Source organism: Kitasatospora sp. NPDC001175 (assembly GCF_053598215.1).
On the sequence record NZ_JBSFJU010000015.1, the window covers coordinates 57,854 to 82,702 of the forward strand.

25 protein-coding genes and 1 pseudogene are annotated in these 24,849 nt (G+C 72.8%); 7 read left to right on the plus strand and 19 right to left on the minus strand.

Going from position 1 to position 24,849, the window contains the following annotated elements; genetic code table 11:
- Nucleotides 1-144 precede the first annotated feature (144 nt).
- The gene (locus ACWDAK_RS13890; RefSeq protein WP_344637667.1) at nucleotides 145-1,158 is read right to left on the minus strand and encodes a diacylglycerol kinase catalytic domain-containing protein; all 1,014 of its coding nucleotides are present in this window, start codon (nucleotides 1,156-1,158) and stop codon (nucleotides 145-147) included.
- 197 nt (nucleotides 1,159-1,355) lie between these two features.
- Here ACWDAK_RS13890 and ACWDAK_RS13895 point away from each other — a divergent pair, with 197 nt between their 5' ends.
- Complete coding sequence (locus ACWDAK_RS13895; protein ID WP_344637666.1) at nucleotides 1,356-1,871, plus strand: GNAT family N-acetyltransferase; 516 nt, start codon at nucleotides 1,356-1,358, stop codon at nucleotides 1,869-1,871.
- 224 nt (nucleotides 1,872-2,095) lie between these two features.
- Here ACWDAK_RS13895 and ACWDAK_RS13900 read toward each other — a convergent pair whose 3' ends face one another.
- Nucleotides 2,096-2,722: a DUF3592 domain-containing protein gene (locus ACWDAK_RS13900; protein ID WP_344637665.1), complete on the minus strand. Its 627-nt coding sequence runs from the start codon at nucleotides 2,720-2,722 to the stop codon at nucleotides 2,096-2,098.
- Nucleotides 2,723-2,797: 75 nt separating this feature from the next.
- A complete protein-coding gene (locus tag ACWDAK_RS13905; RefSeq protein ID WP_344637664.1) occupies nucleotides 2,798-3,235 on the minus strand; it encodes an OsmC family protein in 438 nt (145 codons plus the stop codon).
- A 427-nt stretch (nucleotides 3,236-3,662) separates the two neighbouring features.
- Here ACWDAK_RS13905 and ACWDAK_RS13910 point away from each other — a divergent pair, with 427 nt between their 5' ends.
- Nucleotides 3,663-3,866 (plus strand): ferredoxin, encoded by a 204-nt coding sequence (locus ACWDAK_RS13910; protein ID WP_344637663.1) that lies wholly within the window; start codon nucleotides 3,663-3,665, stop codon nucleotides 3,864-3,866.
- A 205-nt stretch (nucleotides 3,867-4,071) separates the two neighbouring features.
- Nucleotides 4,072-5,286 (plus strand): cytochrome P450, encoded by a 1,215-nt coding sequence (locus ACWDAK_RS13915; RefSeq protein WP_427393384.1) that lies wholly within the window; start codon nucleotides 4,072-4,074, stop codon nucleotides 5,284-5,286.
- Nucleotides 5,287-5,669: 383 nt separating this feature from the next.
- Here ACWDAK_RS13915 and ACWDAK_RS13920 read toward each other — a convergent pair whose 3' ends face one another.
- The 11 genes from ACWDAK_RS13920 to ACWDAK_RS13970 all read right to left on the minus strand — a co-directional run bounded on the left by ACWDAK_RS13920 (nucleotide 5,670) and on the right by ACWDAK_RS13970 (nucleotide 15,901).
- On the minus strand, nucleotides 5,670-6,674 hold the full coding sequence (locus ACWDAK_RS13920; protein ID WP_344637661.1) for a hypothetical protein: 1,005 nt from the start codon (nucleotides 6,672-6,674) through the stop codon (nucleotides 5,670-5,672).
- Nucleotides 6,675-6,957: 283 nt separating this feature from the next.
- Complete coding sequence (locus ACWDAK_RS13925) at nucleotides 6,958-8,397, minus strand: FAD-dependent monooxygenase (protein WP_427393385.1); 1,440 nt, start codon at nucleotides 8,395-8,397, stop codon at nucleotides 6,958-6,960.
- A gap of 40 nt (nucleotides 8,398-8,437) precedes the next feature.
- Nucleotides 8,438-9,103 (minus strand): VC0807 family protein, encoded by a 666-nt coding sequence (locus tag ACWDAK_RS13930; protein WP_344637659.1) that lies wholly within the window; start codon nucleotides 9,101-9,103, stop codon nucleotides 8,438-8,440.
- Between the two features lie 58 nt (nucleotides 9,104-9,161).
- A complete protein-coding gene (locus ACWDAK_RS13935; RefSeq protein WP_344637658.1) occupies nucleotides 9,162-9,797 on the minus strand; it encodes a TetR/AcrR family transcriptional regulator in 636 nt (211 codons plus the stop codon).
- Between the two features lie 155 nt (nucleotides 9,798-9,952).
- Nucleotides 9,953-10,078 carry a hypothetical protein gene (locus ACWDAK_RS13940; protein WP_344637657.1) on the minus strand — a complete coding sequence of 42 codons (126 nt, stop codon included), beginning with the start codon at nucleotides 10,076-10,078 and terminating at the stop codon, nucleotides 9,953-9,955.
- A 213-nt stretch (nucleotides 10,079-10,291) separates the two neighbouring features.
- On the minus strand, nucleotides 10,292-10,939 hold the full coding sequence (locus tag ACWDAK_RS13945) for a restriction endonuclease (protein WP_344637656.1): 648 nt from the start codon (nucleotides 10,937-10,939) through the stop codon (nucleotides 10,292-10,294).
- A gap of 44 nt (nucleotides 10,940-10,983) precedes the next feature.
- Nucleotides 10,984-11,193: a hypothetical protein gene (locus tag ACWDAK_RS13950; protein ID WP_344637655.1), complete on the minus strand. Its 210-nt coding sequence runs from the start codon at nucleotides 11,191-11,193 to the stop codon at nucleotides 10,984-10,986.
- A 493-nt stretch (nucleotides 11,194-11,686) separates the two neighbouring features.
- The gene (locus ACWDAK_RS13955) at nucleotides 11,687-12,952 is read right to left on the minus strand and encodes a wax ester/triacylglycerol synthase domain-containing protein (RefSeq protein WP_427393386.1); all 1,266 of its coding nucleotides are present in this window, start codon (nucleotides 12,950-12,952) and stop codon (nucleotides 11,687-11,689) included.
- Between the two features lie 115 nt (nucleotides 12,953-13,067).
- Complete coding sequence (locus ACWDAK_RS13960; protein WP_344637653.1) at nucleotides 13,068-14,330, minus strand: glycosyltransferase; 1,263 nt, start codon at nucleotides 14,328-14,330, stop codon at nucleotides 13,068-13,070.
- 87 nt (nucleotides 14,331-14,417) lie between these two features.
- Nucleotides 14,418-15,374 carry an alpha/beta fold hydrolase gene (locus tag ACWDAK_RS13965; RefSeq protein WP_344637652.1) on the minus strand — a complete coding sequence of 319 codons (957 nt, stop codon included), beginning with the start codon at nucleotides 15,372-15,374 and terminating at the stop codon, nucleotides 14,418-14,420.
- 242 nt (nucleotides 15,375-15,616) lie between these two features.
- Nucleotides 15,617-15,901: a hypothetical protein gene (locus ACWDAK_RS13970; protein WP_449806462.1), complete on the minus strand. Its 285-nt coding sequence runs from the start codon at nucleotides 15,899-15,901 to the stop codon at nucleotides 15,617-15,619.
- A gap of 160 nt (nucleotides 15,902-16,061) precedes the next feature.
- On the opposite strand from ACWDAK_RS13970, the gene ACWDAK_RS13975 reads away from it, so the two are divergent.
- A complete protein-coding gene (locus ACWDAK_RS13975) occupies nucleotides 16,062-16,865 on the plus strand; it encodes a TetR/AcrR family transcriptional regulator (RefSeq protein WP_427393388.1) in 804 nt (267 codons plus the stop codon).
- A gap of 22 nt (nucleotides 16,866-16,887) precedes the next feature.
- Here ACWDAK_RS13975 and ACWDAK_RS13980 read toward each other — a convergent pair whose 3' ends face one another.
- Together ACWDAK_RS13980 and ACWDAK_RS13985 are read right to left on the minus strand one after the other, a co-directional pair.
- Nucleotides 16,888-17,262 carry a hypothetical protein gene (locus ACWDAK_RS13980; RefSeq protein WP_449806463.1) on the minus strand — a complete coding sequence of 125 codons (375 nt, stop codon included), beginning with the start codon at nucleotides 17,260-17,262 and terminating at the stop codon, nucleotides 16,888-16,890.
- 355 nt (nucleotides 17,263-17,617) lie between these two features.
- Nucleotides 17,618-17,779: pseudogene (locus ACWDAK_RS13985) on the minus strand (alpha/beta fold hydrolase); the annotation flags it as partial.
- Nucleotides 17,780-17,976: 197 nt separating this feature from the next.
- On the opposite strand from ACWDAK_RS13985, the gene ACWDAK_RS13990 reads away from it, so the two are divergent.
- On the plus strand, nucleotides 17,977-18,369 hold the full coding sequence (locus ACWDAK_RS13990) for an RNA-binding S4 domain-containing protein (RefSeq protein ID WP_344637648.1): 393 nt from the start codon (nucleotides 17,977-17,979) through the stop codon (nucleotides 18,367-18,369).
- Nucleotides 18,370-18,481: 112 nt separating this feature from the next.
- Here ACWDAK_RS13990 and ACWDAK_RS13995 read toward each other — a convergent pair whose 3' ends face one another.
- The 3 genes from ACWDAK_RS13995 to ACWDAK_RS14005 all read right to left on the minus strand — a co-directional run bounded on the left by ACWDAK_RS13995 (nucleotide 18,482) and on the right by ACWDAK_RS14005 (nucleotide 21,210).
- Nucleotides 18,482-19,009 (minus strand): hypothetical protein, encoded by a 528-nt coding sequence (locus tag ACWDAK_RS13995; RefSeq protein ID WP_427393389.1) that lies wholly within the window; start codon nucleotides 19,007-19,009, stop codon nucleotides 18,482-18,484.
- A 121-nt stretch (nucleotides 19,010-19,130) separates the two neighbouring features.
- The gene (locus tag ACWDAK_RS14000; RefSeq protein WP_427393390.1) at nucleotides 19,131-19,685 is read right to left on the minus strand and encodes a hypothetical protein; all 555 of its coding nucleotides are present in this window, start codon (nucleotides 19,683-19,685) and stop codon (nucleotides 19,131-19,133) included.
- Between the two features lie 367 nt (nucleotides 19,686-20,052).
- Entirely contained in the window at nucleotides 20,053-21,210 is a 1,158-nt protein-coding gene (locus ACWDAK_RS14005; protein WP_427393391.1) for an SUKH-4 family immunity protein, read from the minus strand.
- Nucleotides 21,211-21,392: 182 nt separating this feature from the next.
- On the opposite strand from ACWDAK_RS14005, the gene ACWDAK_RS14010 reads away from it, so the two are divergent.
- Entirely contained in the window at nucleotides 21,393-22,034 is a 642-nt protein-coding gene (locus ACWDAK_RS14010; protein ID WP_344637644.1) for a DedA family protein, read from the plus strand.
- Between the two features lie 527 nt (nucleotides 22,035-22,561).
- Nucleotides 22,562-24,667, plus strand: a complete 2,106-nt coding sequence (locus ACWDAK_RS14015; RefSeq protein WP_427393392.1) for a SpoIIE family protein phosphatase — start codon at nucleotides 22,562-22,564, stop codon at nucleotides 24,665-24,667.
- The last annotated feature ends 182 nt before the right edge of the window (nucleotides 24,668-24,849 follow it).

Consider the following 24,849-nt stretch of genomic DNA (forward strand, 5'->3'; position numbering starts at 1 on the left):
GCCCTGATCGCTCGGCTCTGAACCGCCGCCTCCGCGCGGCCGCCTGACGCAGGAGGCCATCCTGGTTGGCCTTGCCGCCCGGCGTCCGTGCCGCGACGGGTGGAGGGTTCAGAACAACTGGAGGGCTCAGGACGGTTGGAGGGCTCAGGTCTCGAAGCCGATGTGCACGTGGTCGTGGTGGGTGGCGTCACTGAAGAACTGGTTCGGCGTCGATCCACCGGAGAGTTGGCGGGGGCCACCCACGTTGTACGAGCCGGCGGCCGCGGCCGCGCGCATGAAACCGTCCACCAGGGCGTGCGGGGTGGCCGGGTCCACCACGGCATGGCCGTCGATCTGCCAGACGTCGAAGGCCCGGCCGCGGGGGTGGTCGCTCGGGCGGTCGGTACCGAAGACGTTGAGCGGATGGCCGGATCTGACCACGCTCACCGCCAAGGTGTGCGCGGCTGCCAGGGTCAGCATGGCGGTCAGCACGCTCTCATGGACGGATCCGCTGCGGATGTCGGCCACCGCCGCCGGGGGCAGGATGATCCGACGGTTCGCCAGTACCTGTACGGCGGCCGGCGAGAGGGCGGATGCCGGTAGTCCCGGGGCTGCCGGGTGCAGGGCGGTGACGGTCCAACGGGGCGTCGCGGCGCTCAGGCGTACGTCCACCGTGGTGCCGCCGGGCACGACCGGGCCGGCTGCCGTCTGGGTCCACTGCTCGCAGACCACCAGCACGCTGGCCGAGTCGGCGAGGATGCCGCCGTACTGGGCGACGATCACCTGGAGGGCGGCGCGGTCCACGCTCCCGAGCAGTGGGCCGGCCTGGTCGGCGAGGGCGGGGTCGAGGCCGAGCGGCGCGATCCGGCTGCCGGCCCGAACGGTTCCCTGTCCGCCGTCCGGCCAGGTTCCGAGCGCCTCGACGAGTTGGACGGCGCGCAGTTTGACGTCCGGCTGGATCTCGCCGGCGCCCGGTGTCCACGGCGAGGTCTGCGGGAGCGCAGGCGGTGCGGAAGGGGACGCACCGGCCGGGCCGGTGGGAGCGGTGGCCGGGCCGGCGGCCGGGGCCGAGGTAGTGGCGGAGGAACCGGTCGACTTCGTGGGGTGCTCGCCGCAGCCGCCGGCCAGTGCGACCGTGCCGAGCGCGCCGGCCAGGATGCTGCGACGGGAGGGCCGCAAGGGCGCGGGACAACTCGGTCTCCCGGACTGGTCTGGTGTCATCCCGTCACTATGGCGAGCCGGTCGGCCAGCCGGTGGTCAGCTCGCCGTGGTCCGGTGGGCAGTTCACCTCGGGAGCACCGGTCGGCCAGGGCGGTCGGCGAACCACCTCCGAATAACCGCTGGCCGGTACAGCACGCTGTGCCCAGAATGGGACAATGATCATCAGACTGGCTCGAATCGATGACCTCCCGCTGCTCCAGGACATCGAGCGGGCGGCCGGCGAGCCCTTCCACTCGGTCGGGATGCCCGAGATCGCCGAGGACGAACCGCCGTCGATCGAGGAGCTCGCCCGCTACCAGCGTGCCGGGCTCGCCTGGGTCTCGGCGGACGCGGACGACCATCCGGTGGCGTATCTGATCGCCGAACCCGTGGACGGGAACCTCCACGTCGAACAGGTGTCGGTCCACCCGGAGCACGGCCGCAGGGGCATCGGCCGGGAGTTGCTGGAGCACCTCGCGGGCCACGCGGCCGCCCACCGGATGCCCGCGCTCACCCTGACCACGTTCCTCCGGGTGCCCTGGAACGCGCCGTACTACGAGCGCTGTGGATTCCGCACGATGGACCCGGCCACGCTGCCCCCGGGCCTGCGGGAGATCCGCCGCCTGGAGGCCGAACACGGCCTCGACCACTGGCCCCGGGTGTGCATGATCCGCCCGCTGCGCCTCCCGTGACACCCCGGCCCGGTGCGGCCACCCGGGGGCACCGCGACGCGGAGGGAGCCGGGTGGCCGTGCCAGGCCGGATCGAGCCGGTGGTACGGACCCCCAACGCGCAGACGGCGTACGGGCGGCATCGCAGATGACCGGTCCTGCGAACCCGTCGCGCCACGCATCTGCTGTGCGCACCGAGTCGGGCCGGGCCCAACGGCCGAGCCTGGCCAGTCCGGTCCGGTCCGATCAGCAGATGCGGCGGTGCCTGAGCCGCCGGGCGGCGAGGAAGGCCTCCTGTCCGGCCAGTGCGAGGCCGATCATGGTGAACCCCCCGCCGGGGAAGGTGACCGCGTTCCAGTCGAGTTGGCCCGGGAAGGCCGCGTGGCCGGGCCTGGCCGGGTCGAAGAGGACCCGTACGCGGTCACCGGCGGTCAGGCCGTTCGGCCCCCCGGCCGGGTCGTCGGCCGTCGCCTCGACCGGGCCGTCGTCGGTGTCGATGGCCACCCGGATCACGGCGGGGCTCTCCCTGGTACCGGTCCTGACGTACTCGGCGTCGGTGACGACCGCGGGGACCTCCTCGGCGTCGGCGAAGTTCACCCACAGGTGGACCTGGGTGCAGTCGAAGACGAGTCCGGTGACCATGAAGGCGACGGCGCCGACGAGGTTCACCAGGGTCCGCAGGGCTCGCCTGCGCACCCCGGTGCGGCTGGCTCCCTCCAGTATGAACTCGGGCCACTCACAAGCCGGTTCGGCAGCCGCGGCCGCGAAGACCGCAGGGGCCGCGGCGGCCGGGTGGCCGGCGAAGGCCGGTCGGACCCTCCCCCTGCCGTAGCCGATGTACGCGCGACGGGTCGTGTTCTGGCCGTTCGACATCACAGCTTCCCCCTGGTCTGTCGTCTGTCGCCCCCATGCCGCCCCCCGGTCGGCGGGTCCGGTGCCGGTCCGTCGTCAGTGGCGGGCGCCCCCGGCGGGGACGATGGGCAGTCCGTCGCGCACGGCGCGGGTGACGGGTGTGCGCTCGGCGATGTCCAGCAGCCGTGCGCGCTGGGCCTCGTCGAGGTCGCCGGTGAGGTCGATCCGCCGGGTGAGGCGGTCGCCGTGCTCGCCCTTCTCGTACGCGATGTGGACCCGGACCTGGTCCAGCGGCCAGCCCTTGCGCTGGGCGTACATCCGCAGGGTGATCGCGGTGCACGAGCCGACGGCGGACAGCAGCAGGCCGATCGGTGTCGGGGCGGTGTCCTGGCCGCCCGAGGACTCCGGCTCGTCGGCGGCCACCGGGTGTTTGCCGGCCCGGATCTCGACCCGGTAGTCGGTGGCGGTGCCGGTGGCGACCACTGCGGCGCTGCGGGTGAAGGTATCGGCGTCGCTGGCGCTCACCAGGTCCATCTCGGGCCGCTCCAAGGTGTCGTCAATCCGGCCTCGCCGCCTGCGGCCGGCCGCTCCGAACAACTTCCGCCGGCTATTGGGCAGTTGGCCTCGGCCACGGGCCCAGGAAGGCGCAAGGTTCGTCATTCAACTAGTTGTATGAGACCACAAGACTCGTCCGGGCACCACCGAGCTTTCCAGATTCTCCGTCAACTCACCACACACCGCCCCCAGGCCGCCACCCGCGCCAGCCGCCACCTGGGCCGCCACCCCCATCCCTTCCCACCGCCAGACCGACCGGCACCGACACTCAGGGCATTCAACGGGCGATTTCCAGCCAATCGCCGGAGAATCGCCGACGGCTATTCGTATGCGACACGGGTGTGAGCTAGATTACAATCAGTTGCCTAAGGCAACCGTTTAATCCCTTCCACTCGAGGTGCCCGAGATGCAGGTGACCGTAGATCGCGACCGCTGCTGCGGCGCGGGGCAGTGCGTACTGACCGCCCCCGCGGTGTTCGACCAGAGCGAGGACGACGGACTCGTCCAGCTCCTCACGGACCGCCCCGCTCCCTCGGAGCAGGCCGACGTCCGGCTGGCGGCCACCCTCTGCCCCGCCAATGTGATCACCGTGCACGAGAGCGGCGACTGAACGGCCGCCGAGGCCACGGAAGCCTCTCGTCCTGCCGCACCGCGACCACGCCACGCGAGGACCGCCCTCGAGGCACCCGAGACGTCGGGCACCGCAGCAGTAACGTCACAGCACTGCCGGACGTCATCCCCCCGTCTTCCTGACACACCGACAGCCGGGCACCCGCTCCCCCAGCAACGGGAAGCCCGCACGTGGAAGGAGTCGCATGACCACCGCCGTCAACGGTACGACCGACAGCCCGCCGGCCGTCCCCGCCGACCGGGGCACCTGCCCCTTCGCTCCCCCGCCCACCTACGAGCAGGTCCACCGCACCGCCGGTCCGATCAGCCGGGTCAGCCTCTGGGACGGCAGCCCGTGCTGGCTGCTGACCGGCCATCGGCAGGCCAGATTCGCGCTCGGCGACCGCCGCTTCAGCGCCGACGCCCGTCTCCCCGGCTTCCCCTTCCTCCTGCCCGGCCGCCGCGAGCTGGTGCTCCGCACCACTCCCACCTTCCTCCGCATGGACGACCCGGCGCACGCCCGCCAGCGCCGACTGCTGACCGGAGACTTCATCATCAAGCGGGTGGAGGCGATGCGACCGCAGATCCAGCAGATCGTGGACCAGGCGCTCGACCGCATGGTCGCCCACGGCGGGCCGGCCGACCTGGTCCGCGAGTACGCCCTGCCGGTGCCCTCGCTGGTGATCTGCCTGCTGCTCGGCGTCCCCTACCGGGACCACGAGTTCTTCCAGGAGCAGAGCCAGGCGCTGCTCAGCCTCAGCGCGACGGCGGCCGAGGTCGAGGTGGCACAGCAGCAACTGAACTCCTATCTGGCCGAGTTGGCCGGGCGCAAGCAGCGGGAACCCGACGACAGCCTGCTCGGCCGCCTGGTCGTCAGGGACGATGTCACCCTGGAGGAGGCCGCCGCGCTGGGCGTACTGCTGCTCATCGCGGGCCACGAGACCACCGCCAACATGACCGCGCTCGGCACGCTGGCCCTGCTGCGCAACCCCCAGCAGGCCGAGCGGTTGCGCTCCGACCCCTCGCTGATCAAGGGCGCGGTCGAGGAACTGCTGCGCTATCTGACGATCGTCCACCTCGGCGTCCCCCGGGTCGCGCTGGAGGACGTGGAGATCGACGGCACGCTGATCAGGGCCGGCGACGGAGTGCTGTGCATGGTCTCCACCGCCAACCGGGACGAGGCGGTGTTCACCGGGGCCGAACGGCTGGACGTGGCCCGGGACGCCCGCCACCACCTCGCCTTCGGCTTCGGCATCCACCAGTGCCTCGGCCAGCCGCTGGCCCGCGCCGAACTCCAGATCGCCCTGCAGACACTGCTGGACCGCCTGCCCGGTCTGCGGCTCGCCGTGCCCTTCGAGGAGATCCGGTACCGGACCGACATGGCGGTGTACGGGGTCCACGAGCTGCCCGTCACCTGGTGAAACCGTGCCGCTGCCCGGGGACTCGGGCAGCGGTGCGGCCGGCGCACCACGGCGGGCCTCGATCCGCCGCCAACGCATCGCACCGGCCGGGGTGCGGGGCCGCCGCGCGACCGTCCACACAACCGTGGTGGCCGATCGCGTGGCTCCCCCGGGCCGGTGCGGCTGCAGCTATCGCTCGCCGTCCTGAGTCGGGCGCGTGATGCAGCGGTGGTCCGGCTGGGCTCGCGGCCTTCCGCCGCCGGGCGGCTGCCGGGCAGCCGTGTGCCCGCCGGTTGGCCGCCGGTTGGCCGCCGGTTGGCCGCCGGGGACGCGGCCTCCCCCGCACCACCCGGCCTTCGCCGCTGCCCGGTCCTTCACCGACCGCCGCTTCGAGGAGTCTTCGGCTACCGGGACCGGTAGGCCTCGGCCAGGGCGTCGAACACCGCCTTGGGCCGCCAGCCAAGCCCCGGGCGGCCTCCCTCGCCCAGCACGGCGACCACCCCGTACGAGCCCAGGTCGAGGTCGTACTCCGGATCAAAGCTGTGCGGCGCGTGGTAGTTGGCGAAGGTGAACCAGAAGGCGCTGTCCAGGCCCTCCTCCTCCAGGACCGCCAGCAGCTCCCGAAGGTAGCGCACCTGCTCCTGCTCGTCGCGGACGAACTCGCCGACCACCCGGGGCGGTTCGGCGTCGTTGTCGACGATCGCCCAGCCCATGCCGCCCCGGTCCGCGGCGCCCTGGTACGGGCAGCAGCCGAACTCGGTGGCCACCACCGGCTTGCCGTGCGCGAACTGGGCCCGCAAGTAGTCGCGGTAGCCGGCGGCGTTCTGCGCGTCGCGGTAGGCGTCGATCCCGACCAGGTCGAACGGGGTCCAGTCGATCTTCTCCCACGGGCCGGAGGCGTAGCTCAGCCGGCCGCCGAAGTGCGGCCGGACGGCGGCGGCGGATTCGGCCAGGAAGGCGTTGAGCCGCCCGGGTATGTCACCGTACGGCGCGAAGAGCGCCGGATCGGGGGCGCCGATGTTGGCCAGCCGGTCGGGGAAGGTGTCACCGGGGATGAACCCCCGGGCGAACAGCGAGAGTTCGCAGCCGAGGACCAGGACCACCTCGGCACCGGTCATCCGGACCGTCTCCGCTCGGCGGGCGCAGTCCTCGAACCACGGGATCATCTGCTCGGTCGTCATGTTGCAGGGGAACGGGGCGAACCAGACCTCAAGACCCTGCTCGGCCGCGCACTCGGCGGCCACACTCAGCCGCTCGGGTTCGCCACCGGTGATCCGGACCGCCGTGCAGTTCAGCTCCTCGGCGATGACCCGCATCTCCGCCCTGACCGTCTCGACGGAGAAGTCCGGCCGCGAGCTGCCGCCGACCGGGCTGAAACCGGTGTCGTAGTTGATTCCCTTGCCGCGCATGGTGGTTGCTCCTGTTCTGCCGCGGCCCGTCGGTGATCGGGTTTCCTGACCACCGACGGGTCGGTCGACGGGGTACTGGCGCTGATCACGGTCCGGCCTCCACCGCTGGACGCTTCGCCGCCACCTGCTCTGCGTCCAGCCTCCCTCGGAGAGCCGATCCTCCGTCAGTGACCCGCATGCCCGGATCGGCATGACAACTGTCATCGCGGACGGTTGACCGAACGACGATTCCACCGGCCAGAAGCCGTCTACCGGCCCGGTCCGTCGTGGGCCCCGACCCCGGCTACGCCCGCGCGGGCTCGCCGAACCACCGGTGCAGCGCGTCCTTCGGCTGCCCAGCGGCACCCTCGGCGACCCAGCAGACGTAGCCGTCCGGCCGGACCAGGACGCTCAGATCCGCCCCGTCGCGTGTCGCGGCACCGACCGCGCAGTCGACCCGGTCGGCCCACGGCGCCACCGCCCCCGCAAGGTCGGCACGCCCGGCGGACCACAGCAACAGACCGCGTCCGCTTCGGAGTTCGATCCTCGGCAGCCGCCCGCCCAGCAGCGGATGCTCGGGCTCCCCCGCGATTGGGTACCGGATGTCCAGGCCGGAGATCATCCCGGCGATCCGCCGGTTGGCCTCCGGTGTGGCGAGCAGCTCGGCGAAGACACCGCGCAGCACCCGCACATCCGGGTCGGGCACGCCGAGCACGCCCTGGGCCCTGGCGTTCTCCAGCACCATCGCGCCCACCGGGTGGCGTTCGTCGTGGTAGGTGTCCAGCAGTCCCGGCGACGCCCAGCCGGCCAGGTCGGCGGCCAGTTTCCAGCCGAGGTTGAACGCGTCTTGCATTCCGAGGTTGAGCCCCTGGCCACCCGACGGGTTGTGGATGTGGGCGGCGTCGCCCGCCAGCAGCACCCGGCCGTGGCGGTAGCGTTCGACCTGCCGGGAGGCGTCGGTGAACCGGGAGGCCCAGCGAAGCTCGCGCAGCCGGACGGTGTCGCCGTGGTGCAGCCGGAGCCCGGCGCGGATCTCCTCCTCGGTGACGGGGGCGGTCCGTTCGGCTCCCTGCTGCGCCGGGCCGCCGAGGACCAGCCGGTACAGGCCGTCGCCCAGCGGGAGCAGGAAGCAGACGCCGTTCTCGTCCGGCTCCAGCTCCGGCAGCCGCCACTCGGTGCCGGCTTCACCCTCGAGCACCGCATCGGCGACGACCGCCGAGACGCGGCCGTCCCGGCCGGGGAAGGCGGCCCCCAGCCGCTTGCGGACCGTACTGTGCCCGCCGTCCGCGCCGACCAGGTAGCGGGCCCGCAGGGTCCGCCGTCCGTCCGGACCGGCCACCGTGGCCGTCACGCCCTGGTCGTCCTGGGCGAGGTCCAGCAGCTCGTGTCCGCGCAGCACCGGGACGCCGTGCCCGGTCAGCCGGTCCTCCAGGAACTCCTCCACCCGGGCCTGCGGGATGCCGACCTGGTAGGGGAAGGGGGTGTCGAACACCGTGTAGTCCAGCGGCAGTCCGGCGAAGTGTCCGGCCGGGAGGGTCGCCATCGCCCGGCCGAGCGCCGCGTCCAGCCAGCCGCGCAGCTGGAGCATCTCGGCGGTGCGCGGCTGGAGGTTCAACGCCTTGGACTGACCGGTACGTTGCGGCATCCGCTCCAGTACCAGGACCCGGGCTCCGGCCAGTTGCAGCTCGTTGGCGAGCAGCAGACCGGTGGGGCCGGCTCCGGCCACGAGAACGTCGGCATCCATGTTCGCTCCTTGGTGTCGTCTGGCTTCCCGTGGTGGTCCGTCAGACCTTGAGCCCGTGCCGGGTGACGTACCAGTTGTGGTAGCCCAGCATGCCGCCGAGCACCACCAGCCACTGCAGCGTGCTCACCAGCGGCACCGAGTCGACCGGGAGCGTGCAGGCGAGCACCACCCGGACGCCGGCGTCCACGGTGAAGCCGCAGCCCCAGAAGGCGGTGAGCAGCCGGATGTGCCGCCGGAACGCGGGATCGCGGTCCCAGTTGCGCAGCCACTCCTGCGCACCGTCCTCGCCGATCTTCGCCGCGACGACCGAACGGGAGGCGGTGAGCATGAACGGCCGCCGGGTCGGCAGCGTGCCGAGCACCCACACTCCCAGCACGCCGATCAGCCAGCTGTCCCTGATCAGCAAGGTCCTGGGGCTCCCGGTGACCAGCGACATCAGCGCGCCGACGGTCATGAGCACCAGTGCGAACACCGGCATCAGCTCGACCCGGCGGTTCCTGATCATCCCGTAGAGCAGCCAGGGCAGTACCAGCAGGCTGCTGATCGTGAGCGCGGCCCACTGGCCCAGGCCCAGGCCGTGCAGCAGGTAGTAGCCGCCGACCGGAATGCCGAGCTCGAAGACGAGCGATCGGATCAGATGCCGGCGTGCGCGGGCGGTCTTCTGCTTCTGCGCGGGTTCGGCGGTCGGTGTCGAAGTCTCGCTCATGGTCTCCCCCTGTGATCCGTCTCTGTGTTGAACTGCTTGCCGCTGTTGCTGCCGACTGCTACGGCGTGCGGCGGGTGGCCCGGTCGAAGATGTCCGCCAACTCGCGTCCGCAGGCCGTGATGTCGAGGTCCGGATCGTGCACCGAACGCGTGATCACGCCGTCGATGGCGCCGCGCATCGCCGTGACCATCACCTGGGCGTCGAAGTCCCTGAACTCGCCGGCCGCCTGGGCCTCTCGCATGCGCTGCTCCTGGACGTCCATCATCGCTTTCAGCGCACCCGCGTAGCCGATCCGGTGCGGGTCGTCACCCTTGAGGTTGGTGAGCACCTCGATGAGCGCGGGCAGGTACTTCGGATAGACCGTCAGCAGCTCGACGTTCGACTCGATGAAGGCCCGCAGGCGACCCCGGTAGCCCTCGGCCGCCTCGATCCGGGGCACCAGGTACGCCTGGGCCACCCGCATCACCTCGGCGATGACCTCGTGCATCAGGTCATCCTTGCCCTTGAAGTGGTACGAGATCATCCCCGTGCTGCTCAGGCCCGCCTGCTTGGCGATCTTCGCGAACGAGGTCTTGGCGTATCCGGCCTCCGCGATCACCTCGATGGCGGCCTGCACGATCTGCGCCCGCCGCGCCGACTCGGTGAACGTCCTGCCGCTCGCCCGTTGCTCGCTCGAACTGTTCTTTGCTCGCATGAGCAAAACCATAGAGCCTCTTGCTCGGCTGAGCAAGAGATTGACCGCGCCCGCCCCCCCGGGGCCCGTCGAGACCCACCCTCCCGGCCCTCCCGGGCACGCCGAGGGCCGCCCACCCGGGAGGTGAGCGGCCCTCAAGACGGAGCTGCGCGAGTTCAACGGCGAGCGCTCGACCAGGCGATGTCCTCGGCCACCAGTACGCGGAGCGCCTGCTCGTCCCGGGCCTTGAAGGCGGTGAGGAAGCGCTCGGAAGCCGCCGCGTTGCCACTCTCCTCGCGCACTCCTCTGGCTCCTGAACTTCCCTCCGCGGCAGGCCGGTTCCGGGCCGCCCCGTGCATGTCGTGATCACCCGACCCTGTGCCGCCGGACTGCCCCCTACCCGCTGTGAGCCGGGTGGCAGTGATCCCCGGATGACGCGTACCGGACTGGACGATCGCACCGTCCAGCCTCACGGATCCGCCGGCCGACGCGTCGCACCCGCACGGCGGACCGGCTCACCCGGTCGTACCGCCGAGCGTGCGCCGTGCCGGGCGGGCCGGCAGGCGCAGCAGGTCGTGCAGCGCGATCCCGTGCTCGGCCCAGATCCGCAACCGGTCCCGGTCGACCCAGTGGACCTGGTGCCGGTCACCCCAGGTCTTGGCATCCCGGGTGAACGAGCCGTTGGTGACGACCACCGAGATGTCCGCGCGGTGCACCGGGCCGGCGGTTCCCTTGACCTGGTACATCACCTGGGAGCCCACCTTGCCGCCGACCCGGGTGTGCTTGGCCTGGACGACGATCCGGCCGCGCCGCGGATCCTCACCGATCACGTCGGCGGCCTGGTCGCCCTGCCGGCCGACCTGCCTGGCCCGGATGCCGTCGCGGATCATCAGATCCCTGAGCGCGAACTCGAACTGCCGGTCGCCCATGGCGTCGAGCTGGTCGAGGCTCAGTCGCAGCATGGCCAGCCGCTCCCGCCGGGCGGCCTGCTCGACCCGCCGCAGCCACCACCGCGCACCGAGACCCGCCGCCACGAGCACCGCTGCGGCGACGAGCACGGGAAGCCCGTCGGAGGTCAGCCACTGGAGGCCGTCGGCGACCCAGGAGGCGACCACGAGCACGATGACACCGGCGGCGACCCGCTCCGCGGGTGTGCGCGGCATCCGCAGCGGCATGCGCCGTCGCGCCCGTGACGGCCGGCGGCGCATCAGCGGCCCGCCGCCGGAGCGGAGGCCGACGCCGTGCTGCCCGGGGTGGTACTGCCGGTGTTCGCAGCACCGGAGTCACCGCTGTGGCCCCACAGCCACAGCCCTCCGACGAGCAGCGCGGCCACCAGCCAGCCACTGGTCTTCTTGACGCGCGGCCTCGGGTTGCGCCGGTAGTGACCGCGGACGTAGTGGAACCCTTCACGTGCCATGGGTCTCCCCTCCCTGCTTGGCGGACCGCTCGGCGCGGTCCGTCCCGGAGATTGGTGTAGCAGCGTGCTCCGACAATTCCTGATCGGCCATCAACAACCGGCAGTGTCTGCGGTGTTTATCGGCCATCTGCCGGACGTCCGTGCCTCAAGCACTGTCTGCCTCCGGCCGCCCGCCTGACCAGCACGGACGGGCCTCCGTCCAGGAGCGGTAAAGGCATGCCTCAAGGGCGGAGCCCGTAGCTGGCCTTCCGCGACCGGTGGATCGCTCATCGCCGTAGATGGCGCGTTCGCATCGGCGTACGCCTGCTCATCGGGCGCGCGGGGCTTCCGCGCGAAGAGCTGCGGGCGCGGCCGCACTCCCGGATCGGGCACGACTCGAGTACCGGTGGTCGGCGTCGTGCGGGCAGGTGCCACGTGGAGTCCAGGGTCGCGGGACGGCTGGTGGGCCGCCCGCACTCACGAGTGGTATTGCCGGGTGTCCGGCGGTGCCGGGTCAGCGGGCGAGCACGCGGATCTCCTCGTGGATCAAGTCGGCCAGTGGTTCTGCCAGCTGGCGGTGGCGGAGGTCGGCGATGGCGGTCACCACGGTGGTCGTGTCGTGGTGGACCATGGTCACCGCCAGCGGATGGCCGGGTCCCAGCGGGGGGATGAGCGAGAGTGCGGTGAAGGTCGCGGGGCCGAGGGTGAGGTGCCCCCCGTGGGTCGCGATGCTGGAGCACAGGACGGAGAAGTAGCGGGGCGAGTCGACGTAGCGGCCCAGGAGGTCATCGAGCGGGGTGCGGCGGAGCGGCCGGCCGTTTACCAACTCGGCTTGGGCGCCGGCCTTTTGCTTGAGCACCTCGCGCCTGCTCCGGCTGTGCGCGACGGCCAGCCTCCGCTCCGGGTGGCGCCGGGCCGGGAGCGGTACCCGGACGGTTGCGTAGTGGTTGCCCAGCAGCGAGGCCTGGTCGGCGGTGCGCACGTCGACCGGGACCAGCGCGCAGACACCCGGGAGCAGCGGCAGGCGGCCGGTAAGACCCAGACTCCGCAGGGCGCCTGCGGTCGCGGCCAGGAACACCGCGTTACCGGAGGCCCGGAGCGGCGACAACGCGGCTCGGGCGGCGTCGAGTTCGGCTCTCGGGATCCGGCTGAAGGCCAGTGCCCGCCGGGGGCCGACCGGGCCGTGGAACGGCAGTGGGCGGGCCCTCGGCAGCAGGTCGGCCACGGACCAGGCGAGTTCGCGTCCTCGTCCGGCCGGGGTCCGCGGCCTGGCGGGAGGCTCGGGCAGTCGCACGGTCGGACCGTCGAGCACGGCGCGGAGGACCGTGGTCAGGGAGCATCCGTCCAGCAGCGCGTGGTGGGCGCGGAGCAGCAGGGCGAAGCCGTCGCCGGTGGGCCCGGGCAACAGGTGCAGCCGCCACGGGGGCCGGTCGGGGTCGAGCGGGTCGGCGGCCAGCTCCTCAGGGCTGGTCGCCGGGGGTTCCGCGCGGATGTGGAAGGAAGGGTCGAACTCCGGCTCGGGAAGCCACAGTGGCCAGTCGGCCGGGGAGGTCCGGGCGGCGCGCAGGCACAGGCGCCGGTACGGCCGCAGGCGTACGCCCGCCAGTTCGCGCAAGGCGGCGAGGGTGGGCGGCGGGCCGTCGAACCAGCCGAGGACGGCGACCGTCATGCAGGCGGTGCCGCTGCTCTGCTGCCGGTGGAACCAGGCGTCCTGCGACGGCATCGGGGTGCCGGCCGCCGTCCGGGAAGCGGCTGGGAGCGGGGGCGCGGGTGGGGTCACGGGGTGTCCTCGGTCGTTGTGGGGCCGGTGGTCGGGACCGCACGGCGGTGGCGGGCCCTGCAATGACCGGCGCGTGCGGTCCCGGCGCGGTCCGGCCCGTGCTCGGGCGGCGGGCTCAGCCGCCGAGGTCGGCGATGGCGCGGGCCAGGGCCCCGGCCCCGTCCTCCTCCGCCAGCCGGGTGGCGAGAGCACCCGCGCGCCGGGCGAATCCGGTGTCATCGGTCGCCCGGGTCAGGGCCTGGGCCAGACGGCCCGCGGTGAGTCCGGCGCAGGGCAGGACTTCCGGGCTGACGCCCAGGCGGACCAGTCTCGCCGCCCACCAGGGCTGGTCGGTCATCACCGGAACGGGGACGGTCGGCACGCCCGCGCGCAGGGACGCGGCCGTCGTCCCGGCCCCCGCGTGGTGGACCACGGCGGCGGTGCGCGGCATCAGCCAGCCGTGCGGGAGGGCCCCGACGGTGATCACGTCGTCGTCGACCACGGACAGCCCGGCCCAGCCGGACTGGACGATCCCGCGCAGCCCGGCCTGGCGCAGTGCCCGGGCGGCGGTCTCGCCGAGCCGTTCCGGCTCGCCGGGCATCATGCTGCCGAACCCGATCAGCACCGGGGGCGGCCCGGCTGCGAGGAAATCGGCCACCAGCTGTGGTGGTTGCCAGTCAGGGCACTCGTGCGGCCACCAGTACCCGGCTACGTGCAGCCCCGGCCGCCAGTCCGCCGGCCGGGGGACGATCGAGGGGCTGTACCCGTGCCAGATCGGCCACCTGGTCCGCTCGCGCTCCCGGCGCAGCTGCCGGCCGCTGCGGTGGGGCGCTCCGAGCCGGGTGAACAGGCGGCGCCGGGCCGCGCCGTAGAGGCCGTCGACCAGCGCGTTGGCCGCCCGGCCGCGCAGCAGGTTGGCCGGTCCCGGGGCCCGCCAGGCCGTGGCGCACGGGGAGAACTCCCGGGTGGGCACCTCGGGTTGGAGGAAGACGCCCATGCTGGGAATGCGGTGGTACTCGGCGAGCGGAAGGCCGATCGGTGCGGCGAGGGTGGAGAGCAGGATCAGGTCGGCCCCGTGGTCCAGGGTGTCGACGATGCCGTCCACCAGTCCGAGGGTGGCCAGTTCGGTGGCCCGCCGGAGCGAGCGCAGCGCGTGGAGTCTCCGGACGGCGCGCGATGATCCTGCCGCGCCCTGCAAGCGGCCGTGCGCACCGAGCAGCGCCTCGAACGGGTCCGCCGCCAGCGGGCGCATCCGCAGGCCGCAACACGCCACCGTACCGGTGTACTTGGCGTGGGTGACGATCTCCACGTCATGGCCCTCGGCCGCGAGCCGGTGGCCGAGACCGGTGTAGGGCGCGACCGAGCCCATCGTGCCCACCGTGATGAGCTGGATACGCATGCCCGTGAGGCCTCCCGCTGACGATCCGCAGTGCCGGACGCGACGGCCACCGACCGACGCACCGTCACCTGCCAACGAGCGGCTGCCCTAGCCGGTCACGGCCCCGGCGCGGCGGAACGCGGCGGGCCCGGAGATCCGCTCGACGCTGCGGCAGTAGGCGAGCCCGGCCAGCGGCTCCGCCGCGAGGAACCTGGTCGCCAGGTCGGCGACTTCGCTGGTCCGCTCCAGGTGCAGCATGTGGTCGGCGTCGGCCACCTCCGCGAACCAGCTGTCCCGGCAGGTGGCGGCCAGCGCCCGGCACAGGTCCGGTGTGGTGAAGGTGTCGTGTTCGCCGGTGGTGACCAGGACGGGCGCGGCCGGGGCCCGGCTCGGGTCCACCATCTCGTGCCTGAGCAGGCGGTGGGTGTTGGCGAAGGCCTGCTCGGCCTCGTCGGCGCCCAGGTTGAGCAGCCGGCGCAGCAGGAACCGACGCACCTTGGCCCCGGCGGTGACGGACGCACCGCCGTCGGCGTTCATCAGCATCTCGACCGAGGCCTCGGCGAACTCCTGCATCCGCCGCTCGGCGAGCAGGTCCATGGTCCGGCGCATCGCGATCCGGGCGTGCTCGGGGATGGACGTCATGGTGCCGATGAGTACTACCCGCCGCACGCGTTCGGGGTGGCGCTGGGCCAGCCGGTAGGCGATGGCGGTGCCGTACGAGCCGCTGACGATGTTGACGGACGCCAGCCCGGTCTCGTCGAGCATGTGGCTGAGCGCGTCGGCGAGGAAGTCGGCACCGTACCGGTCCGGGAGGATGCCGCCCGCGCCCCAGCCCGGTGGATCGACCGTCAGCACGTCCCCGTGGGCCAGGAACTCGCGCTCGAACCGGCCCCAGGTCTCCTTGGTCTGGAACGCGCCGCCGATCAGCAGCACCGGCGCGATGCGCGGCGCGCTCGTCCGCACCAGCCGCGACTCGCAGTGGTAGCCCTGCCAGCGGTGGCGCGACACCTCGGCCGGAAAGGCGGTGGAACGCGCGGCGGCGCGGGGCGGGGCTGCCAGCGACACGAAGTCCTCGTTTCTATCGCCAAGGGGTGCGGGCTGCACCGGAGATGACCGGGCCACCCGGGGCGCAGCGACTGACTGACTATCAGAGCCTAGGGTCGCCCGGGCTCGTGGCGCGCACAACGGCGGGTGCTTACCACCAAATGGTGAATTCCTCCGGGGAGCGGCGGCGAGTGGGAACCGCGTGGCCGGCGGCGCGGTGCCGGTCACGCGGTTCCCCTGTCCGCAATTCGAACGGACGGTACCTAGTTGAGGCAGTACCAGCCCGACGGCCGCCAGGGTTCGCCGGCCAGCAGGCGCTCCCAGTCGACCAGGGTGAGCCGGAGGCCGACGGTGCCCTCCAGACCGCCGCGCAGGCGGGCCCGGGCCAGCCGGAGCAGGGCGGTGAAACCGTACTTGTTGATGAGCGAAGTCCGGTAGCGCGCCGTGGTTTCCGGGTTGCAGACGGCGGCGCGGGCGAGCACCGGGGCACCGGTCGGCCTGCCGTGGCCGTCGCACGGGACGACGAACACCGGCGAGCGCCGCAGCACTTGCCGGACGGCCCGGCTGGCGGTGGGACCCAGATCCCGAGCGCCGCGCCGTCCGACACCACCCAGGTCGGTGCGGTGAGCGGTGTGCCGTCGGCGGCGGTGAGCAGATCGACTGTAGCGCAACCGGGGAGCACTCCCCGAATGCTGTTAGGGTCGGGGCATGGCACAGCACACCGACCAGCAGGCGGACCGCCCGAAGACCCCGGGGGCGACCAGGAGGCGCACCCGGGCCACCGCGTCCGCCGCGACCACCAAAGGCGCCTCGGCGCACGGGGGGTCCGGGGCGGGCGCGACAGGGACGGCGACGGGCACCGGAGCCGCCGCGGCCCTCGGCCTACGGCGGGACGCCCAGCGCAACCGGGAGCTGCTGCTGGCCGCCGCCCGCGAGGTGTTCGCCGAACAGGGCCTCGCCGCGCCGCTCGACCTGATCGCGCGCCGGGCCGGTGTCGGCAACGCGACCCTCTACCGGCGCTTCCCCACCCGGGACGCGCTGATCGAGGAGGTGTTCGCCGAGGCACTGGCCGGGCTCGCGGCGGCCGCCGAGGAAGTACTGGCGATCGAGGACGGCTGGACCGCGCTGACCCGCTACTTCGAGCGGGTCTTCGCCCTGGTCGCCGCCGACCGGGGGATCAACGACCTGGTCACCATGAGCAACCCGGACATCCAAGCGCTCGCCGGCACCATCGAGCGCAACACTCGGACCGTCGCCACCCTGGTCACCCGCGCCCAGGAGCAGGGCACCCTGCGCACCGACGTCACGCCCATCGACCTGCTGGTCGTGATGGGCCCGATCTGCCGGGCGGTACCCGCCTTCAGTACCGTCCACCCGGACGCCTGGCGGCGCTACCTCGCCATCGTCCTCGACTCGTTCCGCTCCGGTCCACCCCGGCCGCTCCCCGGTCCGCCCACCGCACAGGAGGAACTGGGCGGGATCTTCACGGGCGTCTGGGAGACAACGCGCTGACCCGGCCGGGCTTCGGCCGGTCCTACTCCCCTTCGGCCACGTCGTCGGCGAGGACGAACCCCTGGGTGCGGCACCAGCGCCGGATCGCCTGCACCCGCTGGGTGGCGGCCTCGATCACGGCACCCCCCACCGGCGTCGCCATCGCCTCGAGACGCTCGCGCGCCGCGTTCTGCTTCACGGCCTCGAGCACGTCGTTGGCGACCCAGCTGTCCAGGGTGCCCTGCTCTCGCCAGCGGGTCAGCCGGTTCTCGGCAGCGTGGTAGGTGGCCTGCCGGTCGCTGTCGCGGGTCGCAATGGCGAGCTGCCGCCAGTGCTCGGAGCGCGCGGTGAGGTACTCGTCGATGGCCTCGCGGGCCACGGTGGCGTCCGGATCCTCGTCCGGTTGGTGGTTCATCACGATGGAACGGTAACGGCCATCGCGCCCACTGCTCCGGGGGCTCGCCCGCACATCCGGGAAGGAACCGCCCTGCGGCCACCTCGAGCGGTTCCTCACCGCAGCCGAGGCACGTCAGCCCGCCTCCACCGGGCACCGGGCACCAGGCACCAGGCACCAGGCACCAGGCACCAGGCCAGGATCAGTCGGCGCAGCCTGGTGCTGCAGATCGGCAGCCGACCGAACCGGACCCGTACCTGTCCCGAGGAAGCACCAACGGTTTGTCTGGTTACGCATGTTGATGGGTCATCGGACTCTGGACACGCCGGCACCGCGTGTCGACGTTTGCCCGGCCGGAGCTTGCCGCGTACGGCTGCGGTCACCTCGCGGCCGCGCCGAGGAGAATGCGCGCCAGCTCGAGCGGCTGGGAGAACATCGGCCAGTGGCCGGTATCCATCTCCACCAGCCGCCAGTGCTCGCCGGTCAGCAGCTCGGCCACCTGCGGGCTCGGCTCGGCGCCGTCCAGCAGGCACTTGACGTACTACGCCCTGATCCACGAGGCCGCCCAGAACCGCCTGGAGCACGCAGACGGCGCCGACGAGGCGGACGAGTCGGCGACGCTGGTGGTCGACACCCTGCTGCGCGGCATCGGTCGGCAGGGCGACAGCGCCCTCGGCCGCTGACAGGATGCCGGGACCGCCGTCCTGACCGCAGCGCACAGGGCCTAAGGTCTGAGGTATGAGTTCGGACGAGGGAACCGTGCGCGTCGACAGCTGGATCTGGTCGGTCCGGCTGACCAAGACCCGTTCGCTGGCGGCGACCGCCTGTCGGGCGGGACACGTCCGGGTCAACGGCACGCGCGTCAAGCCGGCGCAGCTGGTGCGTCCCGGGGACGAGGTGCGGCTGCAGCACGAGGGCCGGGAGCGGATCGTGGTTGTCTCGCGGGTGATCAGCAAGCGGGTCGGTGCGAGCGTCGCCGCCGAGTGCTACGTCGACAACAGCCCGCCGCCGCCCGCCCGCGAGGAGGTCGCCTCGGTCGGTATGCGCGACCGGGGCACCGGGCGGCCGACCAAGCGCGACCGTCGCGACCTGGACCGACTGCGCGACCTGGAGCAACTGCGCGGTCGGTGACGCGATCGGGCCCGGGCGGTCCGGTACCCGGGCACGGTGGCGGGCCGGCGGCGCTCCGGTACGCCGACGCCCGCCTCGCCGCGGTGGCGGGGCGGGCGCGGGACGAGCTAGCTCAGTGCCCGGCTGTGGCCTGGGCATCCGCCGGGGCGTCCATGACACCCAGGACGTCGTTGAGGATCGCGATCAGGTCTGCGGCGATCGCCGCCAGGTCGCCGGGGACGGCCGCGGCGTTGCCGGCCATGACGTCGGTGAGCAGCTTGGCGAGGTCGGCATTCAGCTTGGCGAGGTCGGACGTCAGACTGCGGGTTTCGACACCCTCCCTGGTGGCGGCCTTCTCGGCCTGCTTCTGCAGGGCGGTGGCCGCCGCCTTCGCAGCATCCACCCGGGCCTGGAGGGTGGCCTTGTCCGCCTGGGGGCTGGCCTTGACGGAGGCCGCGACGGCGTCCACCTTGGTGGAGAGGTCGCCGAGCAGGCCGAGCTGGTGGATCTGCTGGAGCGACTGCATCTGCTCCGTCTGTCCCGCCTGGGTGGTGGCGGTCTGCGAAATCGGCACGGTGGCCGCACTCGCCTCGACGGTGGTGGCAAGGGCTCCGGTGAGCGCGACACCGGCGAGTGCCGCGATGATCCGCTTGTTGCGCATGAAACAACCTTTGCTGTGTGAACTGAGGCCGCAATGGGCGGCGACGGCCAGCCTCACCCGGCCCATTACGCCTCGCAACCGCACAGCTCCCAACGGTTACATCACTCTCGGTGCGGGCTCCTCAGTCCGGCGACACCATCCGGGCCACCGGTGAGATCGCGATCAGCACGACCGAGCAGGCCGCCAGGCTGAGGCCGAGTGCCATGGCGCCCACGGTCAGCCGGCGCTCCCACCCGCGGGTCTCCAGCCGGTCGGCGAGTACCGGAGCGGCGTGTCCGAGCGCGGCGCCTGCCGCCACGGCACCGGCGACCGCGCCGGCCAGGCAGATGCAGATGCAGATGCAGATGCAGATGGTGGAGAGGTCCTCGGTGACGGGTGAGAGGCCGACGCGGTGGATGCTGCCGTCGGTCGCGTACTGGACCTGGATCCGGGCGCCGACCGGCTCGTCGAAGTTCAGTGTGGCGTCGGCTTCCAGGAGCCGGCCGTCAGTGGCGGTGACCGGGCCGTGGCAGATCACGCGCCCCCGGGTGACCTGGACGGGAGCATGCGAAGCCACCGTGAACCGGCCGACGACACCGGCTTCGCGCATCGCGTACCGAAGATCCCCTGCCCGGCTCTCGACCACGTGGCCGCAGCCGACGAGCAGTCCCGTCGCGACCAGCAGCAGTACCGCCACAACCCCCCAGCCGACGCCCGGCTTTCGCTCACCGGATGCCCGCGCTGTTCTCGGCACAGTCCCACTCCCCCTTTGCCGCGGGCCAGCTCTGGCCGCGCCGGGCACGCATCATGCCAGCTCGGCTCACCACCGCCACAGTCGGGTCCGGTAGCGGGCAGGAGGTCTTGGGGCGTCCGGGCCGGAGTACGGCGAGCGGTCGTCAACTCCCTGCGGATGCACGGCCTTCCGCCCGTGGGGTCGGCAACTTCGTGGCCCGGCCCGATCCGTGGCGCGGCGGCCCGCGCGGCAGGTCGGACCCGCTCCACGGTCGGGCACCGGCACGGCCGCGGCCGCGCGTCCGTCCGGAGTGCGGGCGGCCCGGTCGGTGTCAGGCGAGCAGCCCGCCGGTGTACGGGTCCTCGGCGAGCATCCGCCAGGAGTGGCCGGAGGTCTCGAACGCCTGAGGGTCGACGGCCTCGACCATCGCGTCGACGTGGCTGCCCAGCAGTGCCCGGGGGTCGAACAGCTCCCAGTCGCCGGCGCCGCGGTCCCAGCGGGCCCACTCGTCCCGCAGCCGCCCGTACGTCCAGCAGGCGTAGAGCAGGGCGGACAAGTCCCGGTGGAGGTAGGCGGCGGGGCCGCCGTCGTCGTACCAGTCCGGCAGCTCCAGTCGTCCGGTGGCGCCGTCGAGGGCGACCACGAGATCGTGCGGCCACCAGCCGATGGCTATGTAGTCGCGCTGGTGGGCACGTTGGGTGGCGGCGCCGGGGTGGGCCTCGGCCATCGTCCGGAGCGGTTTCGCGCCGACGCCGAACAGCTCGCCGTCGAGCGGGAGCCCGACCTCGGTGAGCAGGCGCCGGGTGGGCTCGTGGGTGAGCCCGGCCGGGAGCTCCTGCGGCTGGTACCGGCGCACCTCGCCGCTCCCGTCGACGGCGGCGAGCTCCGCGACCAGCTCGGGCTCGAACTCGTAGGCGAGAGTGCCCGGTTCACCGGGGCGGGCGCCCCAGTGCAGGGCGCGGACCAGCAGTGCGGTGGGCCAGTGCGCGGGTGGTGTGTCGGCCTCGAACAGCCTGGGGTCGATGGCCCGGAACCGCTGCTCGGCGGCCGCGATCACCTCCCCGACCACGGCCGGCCCCCGGCGCCCGCCGTGCGAGTCGGTCTGCCGGGCGGCCGGTTCGACCGACTCGACCTCGCGGATCAGCCCGGCGAGCGCCGGCAGGTCGGAGGCGATCAGGTCTCGCAGGAGCTCGCCGCCGGCCCGGTCGGCGAGGTGGACCTCGCCCGTCGCTCCGTCCAGCACCACAGCGGTGCCGCAGTAGTCGGTCTCGCCGAGGACCAGCCATCGCCCGTCATCGGCCGCCTCCCCGGGGCCGAGTTGCTGCAGCCTTTCTGCGCCCAGGCCGTTGAACACCAAGTCCGCTCCCGCCGCGGGCAGGCCCTGCTCGGCCAGGAAGCGCCGCGTCGGGCCGTGCGTCAGCCCGTCCGGCAGCGCCTGCTCCGCAAGCCGGACCAGCCCGTGCTCGTCCGTTCGCCGTCCACCGTCCACGGCCTGCCGCCTCCCCCTGCCGCCGCCTTCACCGGAGCGCCGATCGTATCGGGCACCACTGACGTCCCGCCGGTCAGCCGGGACGGCTCCGGTTCGCCCCGCCCCGGGCCGCCGACCGGCCCGGACCAGCCGGGTTACATTGAGCAGGACAGGACCGGCGGGCCCCGGCACGGAGGCGGCCGATGCACTCGATCACCGACTGGCTGCGCGGCCTTTCCGGCCCGGTGGTCTACGCCGTCGTCGCCGCACTGGTCTTCGCGGAGGACGCGCTCTTCTTCGGCTTCGTACTGCCCGGCGAGACCGCGGCCGTCCTCGGCGGTGTCCTCGCCCACCAGGGCAGGGTCTCCATCGGCTGGCTGATCCTGGCCGTGGTCGGCGCGGCCATCGTCGGCGACTCGGTCGGTTACGAGGTCGGCCGCCGCGCCGGTCCGAGGATCCTCGACTCCCGGCCGCTGCGGCGGCACCGCGACCGGCTCGCCGACGCCCAGGCCCTGATCCGCCGACGCGGCCCGGTGGCGGTCTTCGCCGGCCGCTTCGTCGCGTTCTTCCGGGCGACGATGCCCGCCCTGGCCGGCAGCTCGCACATGCCCTACCGCCGGTTCCTGCTGTTCAACGCACTCGGCGGCGTGACCTGGGGCACCGGCTTCCCACTGCTGGGCTACTTCGCCGGCTCCGCCTACAGCCGCGTCGAGGGAGCCGTCGGGCGCACCACCGCCGTTCTGCTCGCCGTCGTGGCGATCGCCGTCCTCACCGTCTGGCAGCTGCGCCGCCGCGGCGTCATCGGGCACCGACACCGGGACGACGACCGTGACGGCAGGCACTGAAGCGCGGCCGGTACGGGCGGCTCCCGGGGCGACCGCACGATGCGGCGGTCAGGCGGTCGCCGCGTCCGACCGGACGTCCTACGCCCGGCGGGTCGCGTGGATCTCTCCGATCCGTTCCTCGGCCCAGTGCTTGAGGGCGACGATCAGCGGCAGCAGGATCCAGCACGGTCAGTTCGTAGTCCACCCGGGCCGGCACCATCGGGGTCACGGTACGGGTCAGCAGGCGGCACACGCGGCTACCGCCGATGGAGCCGCCGGCTCATTCCGGCGCCCGGCGCCCGTCGTCCGACATCCGCCGTCCGCGAGGGCGGAGCCAGGCGGCCACAGCACCGGGACGGAGTGTCCACGGCAGGCGCCCTTCGCCCGGGTGAACGATCCTTCACCCGGGCGTCACCGTCACCCCGGACGGCCTCTCCGTCCGGCGTCGCTCTGCCCTTCGACAGCTCGGGGGAGATCATGGAATGGCCGGTTGACGCGTGCGGCGGAGGGAGCAGCGGCAGAACGCCGGATGGGAAGGAGCGGCCGGGATGAGCAGGAGCGATCCGCCCGGGGCCGGCCTCGACGGCGCCGGCCCACTGGCGCCTGGCGGTCTGCTGGACGTGCTCGCGATCGCGGCGGCGGTGCTCGACGCGCAAGGGCGGATCGTGTTCTGGAGCCCGCAGGCCGAGGACCTGTTCGGGTACACCGCAGAGGAGGCACTCGGCCGGCCCGCGGCGAAGCTGCTGGTGGATGACCAGGAATTCGAGCGCGTTCTCACCCTGTTCGCCCGGGTGATGGCGGGCGAGGGGCCCTACGTAGGCACCTTCCCGGTGCGGCACAAGGACGGTCACCGGCTGCTGACCGAATTCCGCAACGTGCGGCTGCAGGACGAACACGGCCGCGTCTACGCCCTCGGGCTCGCCTCCGACCGGGAAACGGTACGGCGGGTCGAACGCGATCTGGCGCTCTCCGAGCGGTTGGTCTCGCACTCCCCGGTCGGCCTGGCGGTGCTGGACACCGACCTGCGCTACGTCCTGGTCAATCCCGCGCTCGAACGCATCGACGGCCTGCCCGCCGAGGAGCACCTCGGCCGGAGGGCGGGCGAGATGCTGCCCTTCCTGGACACCGATGCCGTCGAGTCCGTGATGCGCCGGGTCCTGGCCGACGGGATCCCGCTGGTGAACCGGCGCTCGGTCGGCTACCCGCCGAGTGATCCGGAGACCGAGCACGCCTGGCGGGCGTCGTACTTCCGGCTGGAGGATCTCAGTGGCCGGGTGATCGGCCTGGCGGTCTCCGTCCTGGACGTCACCGAGCAGCACCAGGTCGCCATCGAGGCCGCCCAGGCCCGCTCCCGGCTCGCCCTGATCGCCGACGCCTCCGTACGTGTCGGCACCACTCTCGACCTGGACACCACCGCTCTCGAGCTGGCCGACATCGCCGTGCCCGAACTCGCCGACATCGCGGCGGTCGACGTCCTCGAATCCGTCCTGGACATCGTGGGCGTCGGGCGCGGCACCGACGCGCCGCCCGGCGGGCTGGCGGTCCGGGCGCTCGCGGTCAAGGCCGCCCGGCCCACACCGGCCGGCCTCGCGGCCGACCCGGTCGGCGAGCCGGCGGCCTACGGTGCGGACCGGCTGGTCACCCGGTGCGTGGCCACCGGCAGACCCGTCCTGGTGGCCCGGGTGCGGCCGGAGGACCTGCCCCGCATCGCCCGGGACGGCCAGGCCGCCCGGCTGCTGGCGGAGGCCGGACTGCGCTCCTATCTCGCGGTGCCGCTGATCGCCCGCAGCGAGGTCATCGGCGTCCTCGACCTCAAGCGCACCGACACCCCGCGCCCCTTCGACCACGACGACGTCGTCCTCGCCAGCGAACTCGCCGCCCGCGCGGCGGTCTCCATCGACAACGCCCGCTGGTACCAGAGCCAGCGCCACGCAGCCCGCGCCCTCCAGCGCCACCTGTTGCCGCACCATCCGTCCCTGCGGCCGGGCCTGGAGATCGCCTCCCGCTACCGGCCCGCCGGAGCGGCGGTGGACATCGGCGGCGACTGGTTCGACGTCATCCCGCTGGCCGGTGACAAGACCGCCCTCGTCATCGGCGACGTCATGGGCCGGGGCATCAACGCCGCCGCCACCATGGGCCAACTGCGTACCGCCACCCGCACGTTGGCCGATCTCGACCTCGCTCCCGACGAGGTGCTGTACCACCTCGACCGCATCACCGCCGGCCTGGACGACACCATTGCCACCTGCGTCTACGCCGTCCACGACCCCCATCTCGCCCGGTACTGCATCGCCGGTGCGGGGCACCTGCCGCCCGTGCTCATCCCCGTCGACCGGGCACCGGAGCTGGTCAACCTGCCCACCGGATCCCCGCTCGGCGTCGGCAAGGGCGACTTCCGGGCCGTCATCGTCGACTTCTCCGTCGGCCACCAACTCGCCCTCTACACCGACGGGTTGGTCGAGACCCGGGACCAGGACATCGACGCCCGGCTCCAGGTGCTCCTCAACCTGCTCGGCGACCGGCCCGGCTCGCCGGAGGAGACCTGCGACCTGCTCCTGGACAGCCTGCACAACCCGGACGAGCCCGACGACGTGGCACTGCTCATCGCCCGCGCCCGGCCCCTTGCCCCCGACACGGGACCGGAACGCACCTGAAGCCTTGAACCGCCCGTGGATCACGAGGCTTCCCCGGGACGCTGACCACGGTTTCCAGGCTCTCGTACGAGACACTGCGGGTGCCCGGGCCCGGCGACCGGACCTTCACGGCCGCGGAGATCGCCGGGAGCACGTCGGCCGGCCTGCCGCAGGGAGCTGCGCGGTGGCGGGGCAGGCCGCTA

Excerpts from the sequence above, each read along its gene's own strand:
- ACWDAK_RS13900 (WP_344637665.1), bottom strand. The coding sequence starts at position 2,722 with ATGTCGAACGGCCAGAACACGACCCGTCGCGCGTACATCGGCTACGGC.
- ACWDAK_RS13910 (WP_344637663.1), top strand. The coding sequence starts at position 3,663 with ATGCAGGTGACCGTAGATCGCGACCGCTGCTGCGGCGCGGGGCAGTGC.
- ACWDAK_RS14010 (WP_344637644.1), top strand. The coding sequence starts at position 21,393 with ATGCACTCGATCACCGACTGGCTGCGCGGCCTTTCCGGCCCGGTGGTC.
- ACWDAK_RS13935 (WP_344637658.1), bottom strand. The coding sequence starts at position 9,797 with ATGCGAGCAAAGAACAGTTCGAGCGAGCAACGGGCGAGCGGCAGGACG.
- ACWDAK_RS13920 (WP_344637661.1), bottom strand. The coding sequence starts at position 6,674 with ATGCGCGGCAAGGGAATCAACTACGACACCGGTTTCAGCCCGGTCGGC.
- ACWDAK_RS13895 (WP_344637666.1), top strand. The coding sequence starts at position 1,356 with ATGATCATCAGACTGGCTCGAATCGATGACCTCCCGCTGCTCCAGGAC.
- ACWDAK_RS14015 (WP_427393392.1), top strand. The coding sequence starts at position 22,562 with ATGAGCAGGAGCGATCCGCCCGGGGCCGGCCTCGACGGCGCCGGCCCA.
- ACWDAK_RS13960 (WP_344637653.1), bottom strand. The coding sequence starts at position 14,330 with ATGCGTATCCAGCTCATCACGGTGGGCACGATGGGCTCGGTCGCGCCC.
- ACWDAK_RS13930 (WP_344637659.1), bottom strand. The coding sequence starts at position 9,103 with ATGAGCGAGACTTCGACACCGACCGCCGAACCCGCGCAGAAGCAGAAG.
- ACWDAK_RS13925 (WP_427393385.1), bottom strand. The coding sequence starts at position 8,397 with ATGGATGCCGACGTTCTCGTGGCCGGAGCCGGCCCCACCGGTCTGCTG.
- ACWDAK_RS13950 (WP_344637655.1), bottom strand. The coding sequence starts at position 11,193 with ATGGCACGTGAAGGGTTCCACTACGTCCGCGGTCACTACCGGCGCAAC.
- ACWDAK_RS13975 (WP_427393388.1), top strand. The coding sequence starts at position 16,062 with ATGGCACAGCACACCGACCAGCAGGCGGACCGCCCGAAGACCCCGGGG.
- ACWDAK_RS13905 (WP_344637664.1), bottom strand. The coding sequence starts at position 3,235 with ATGGACCTGGTGAGCGCCAGCGACGCCGATACCTTCACCCGCAGCGCC.
- ACWDAK_RS13995 (WP_427393389.1), bottom strand. The coding sequence starts at position 19,009 with ATGCGCAACAAGCGGATCATCGCGGCACTCGCCGGTGTCGCGCTCACC.
- ACWDAK_RS13945 (WP_344637656.1), bottom strand. The coding sequence starts at position 10,939 with ATGCCGCGCACACCCGCGGAGCGGGTCGCCGCCGGTGTCATCGTGCTC.
- ACWDAK_RS13990 (WP_344637648.1), top strand. The coding sequence starts at position 17,977 with ATGAGTTCGGACGAGGGAACCGTGCGCGTCGACAGCTGGATCTGGTCG.
- ACWDAK_RS13915 (WP_427393384.1), top strand. The coding sequence starts at position 4,072 with ATGACCACCGCCGTCAACGGTACGACCGACAGCCCGCCGGCCGTCCCC.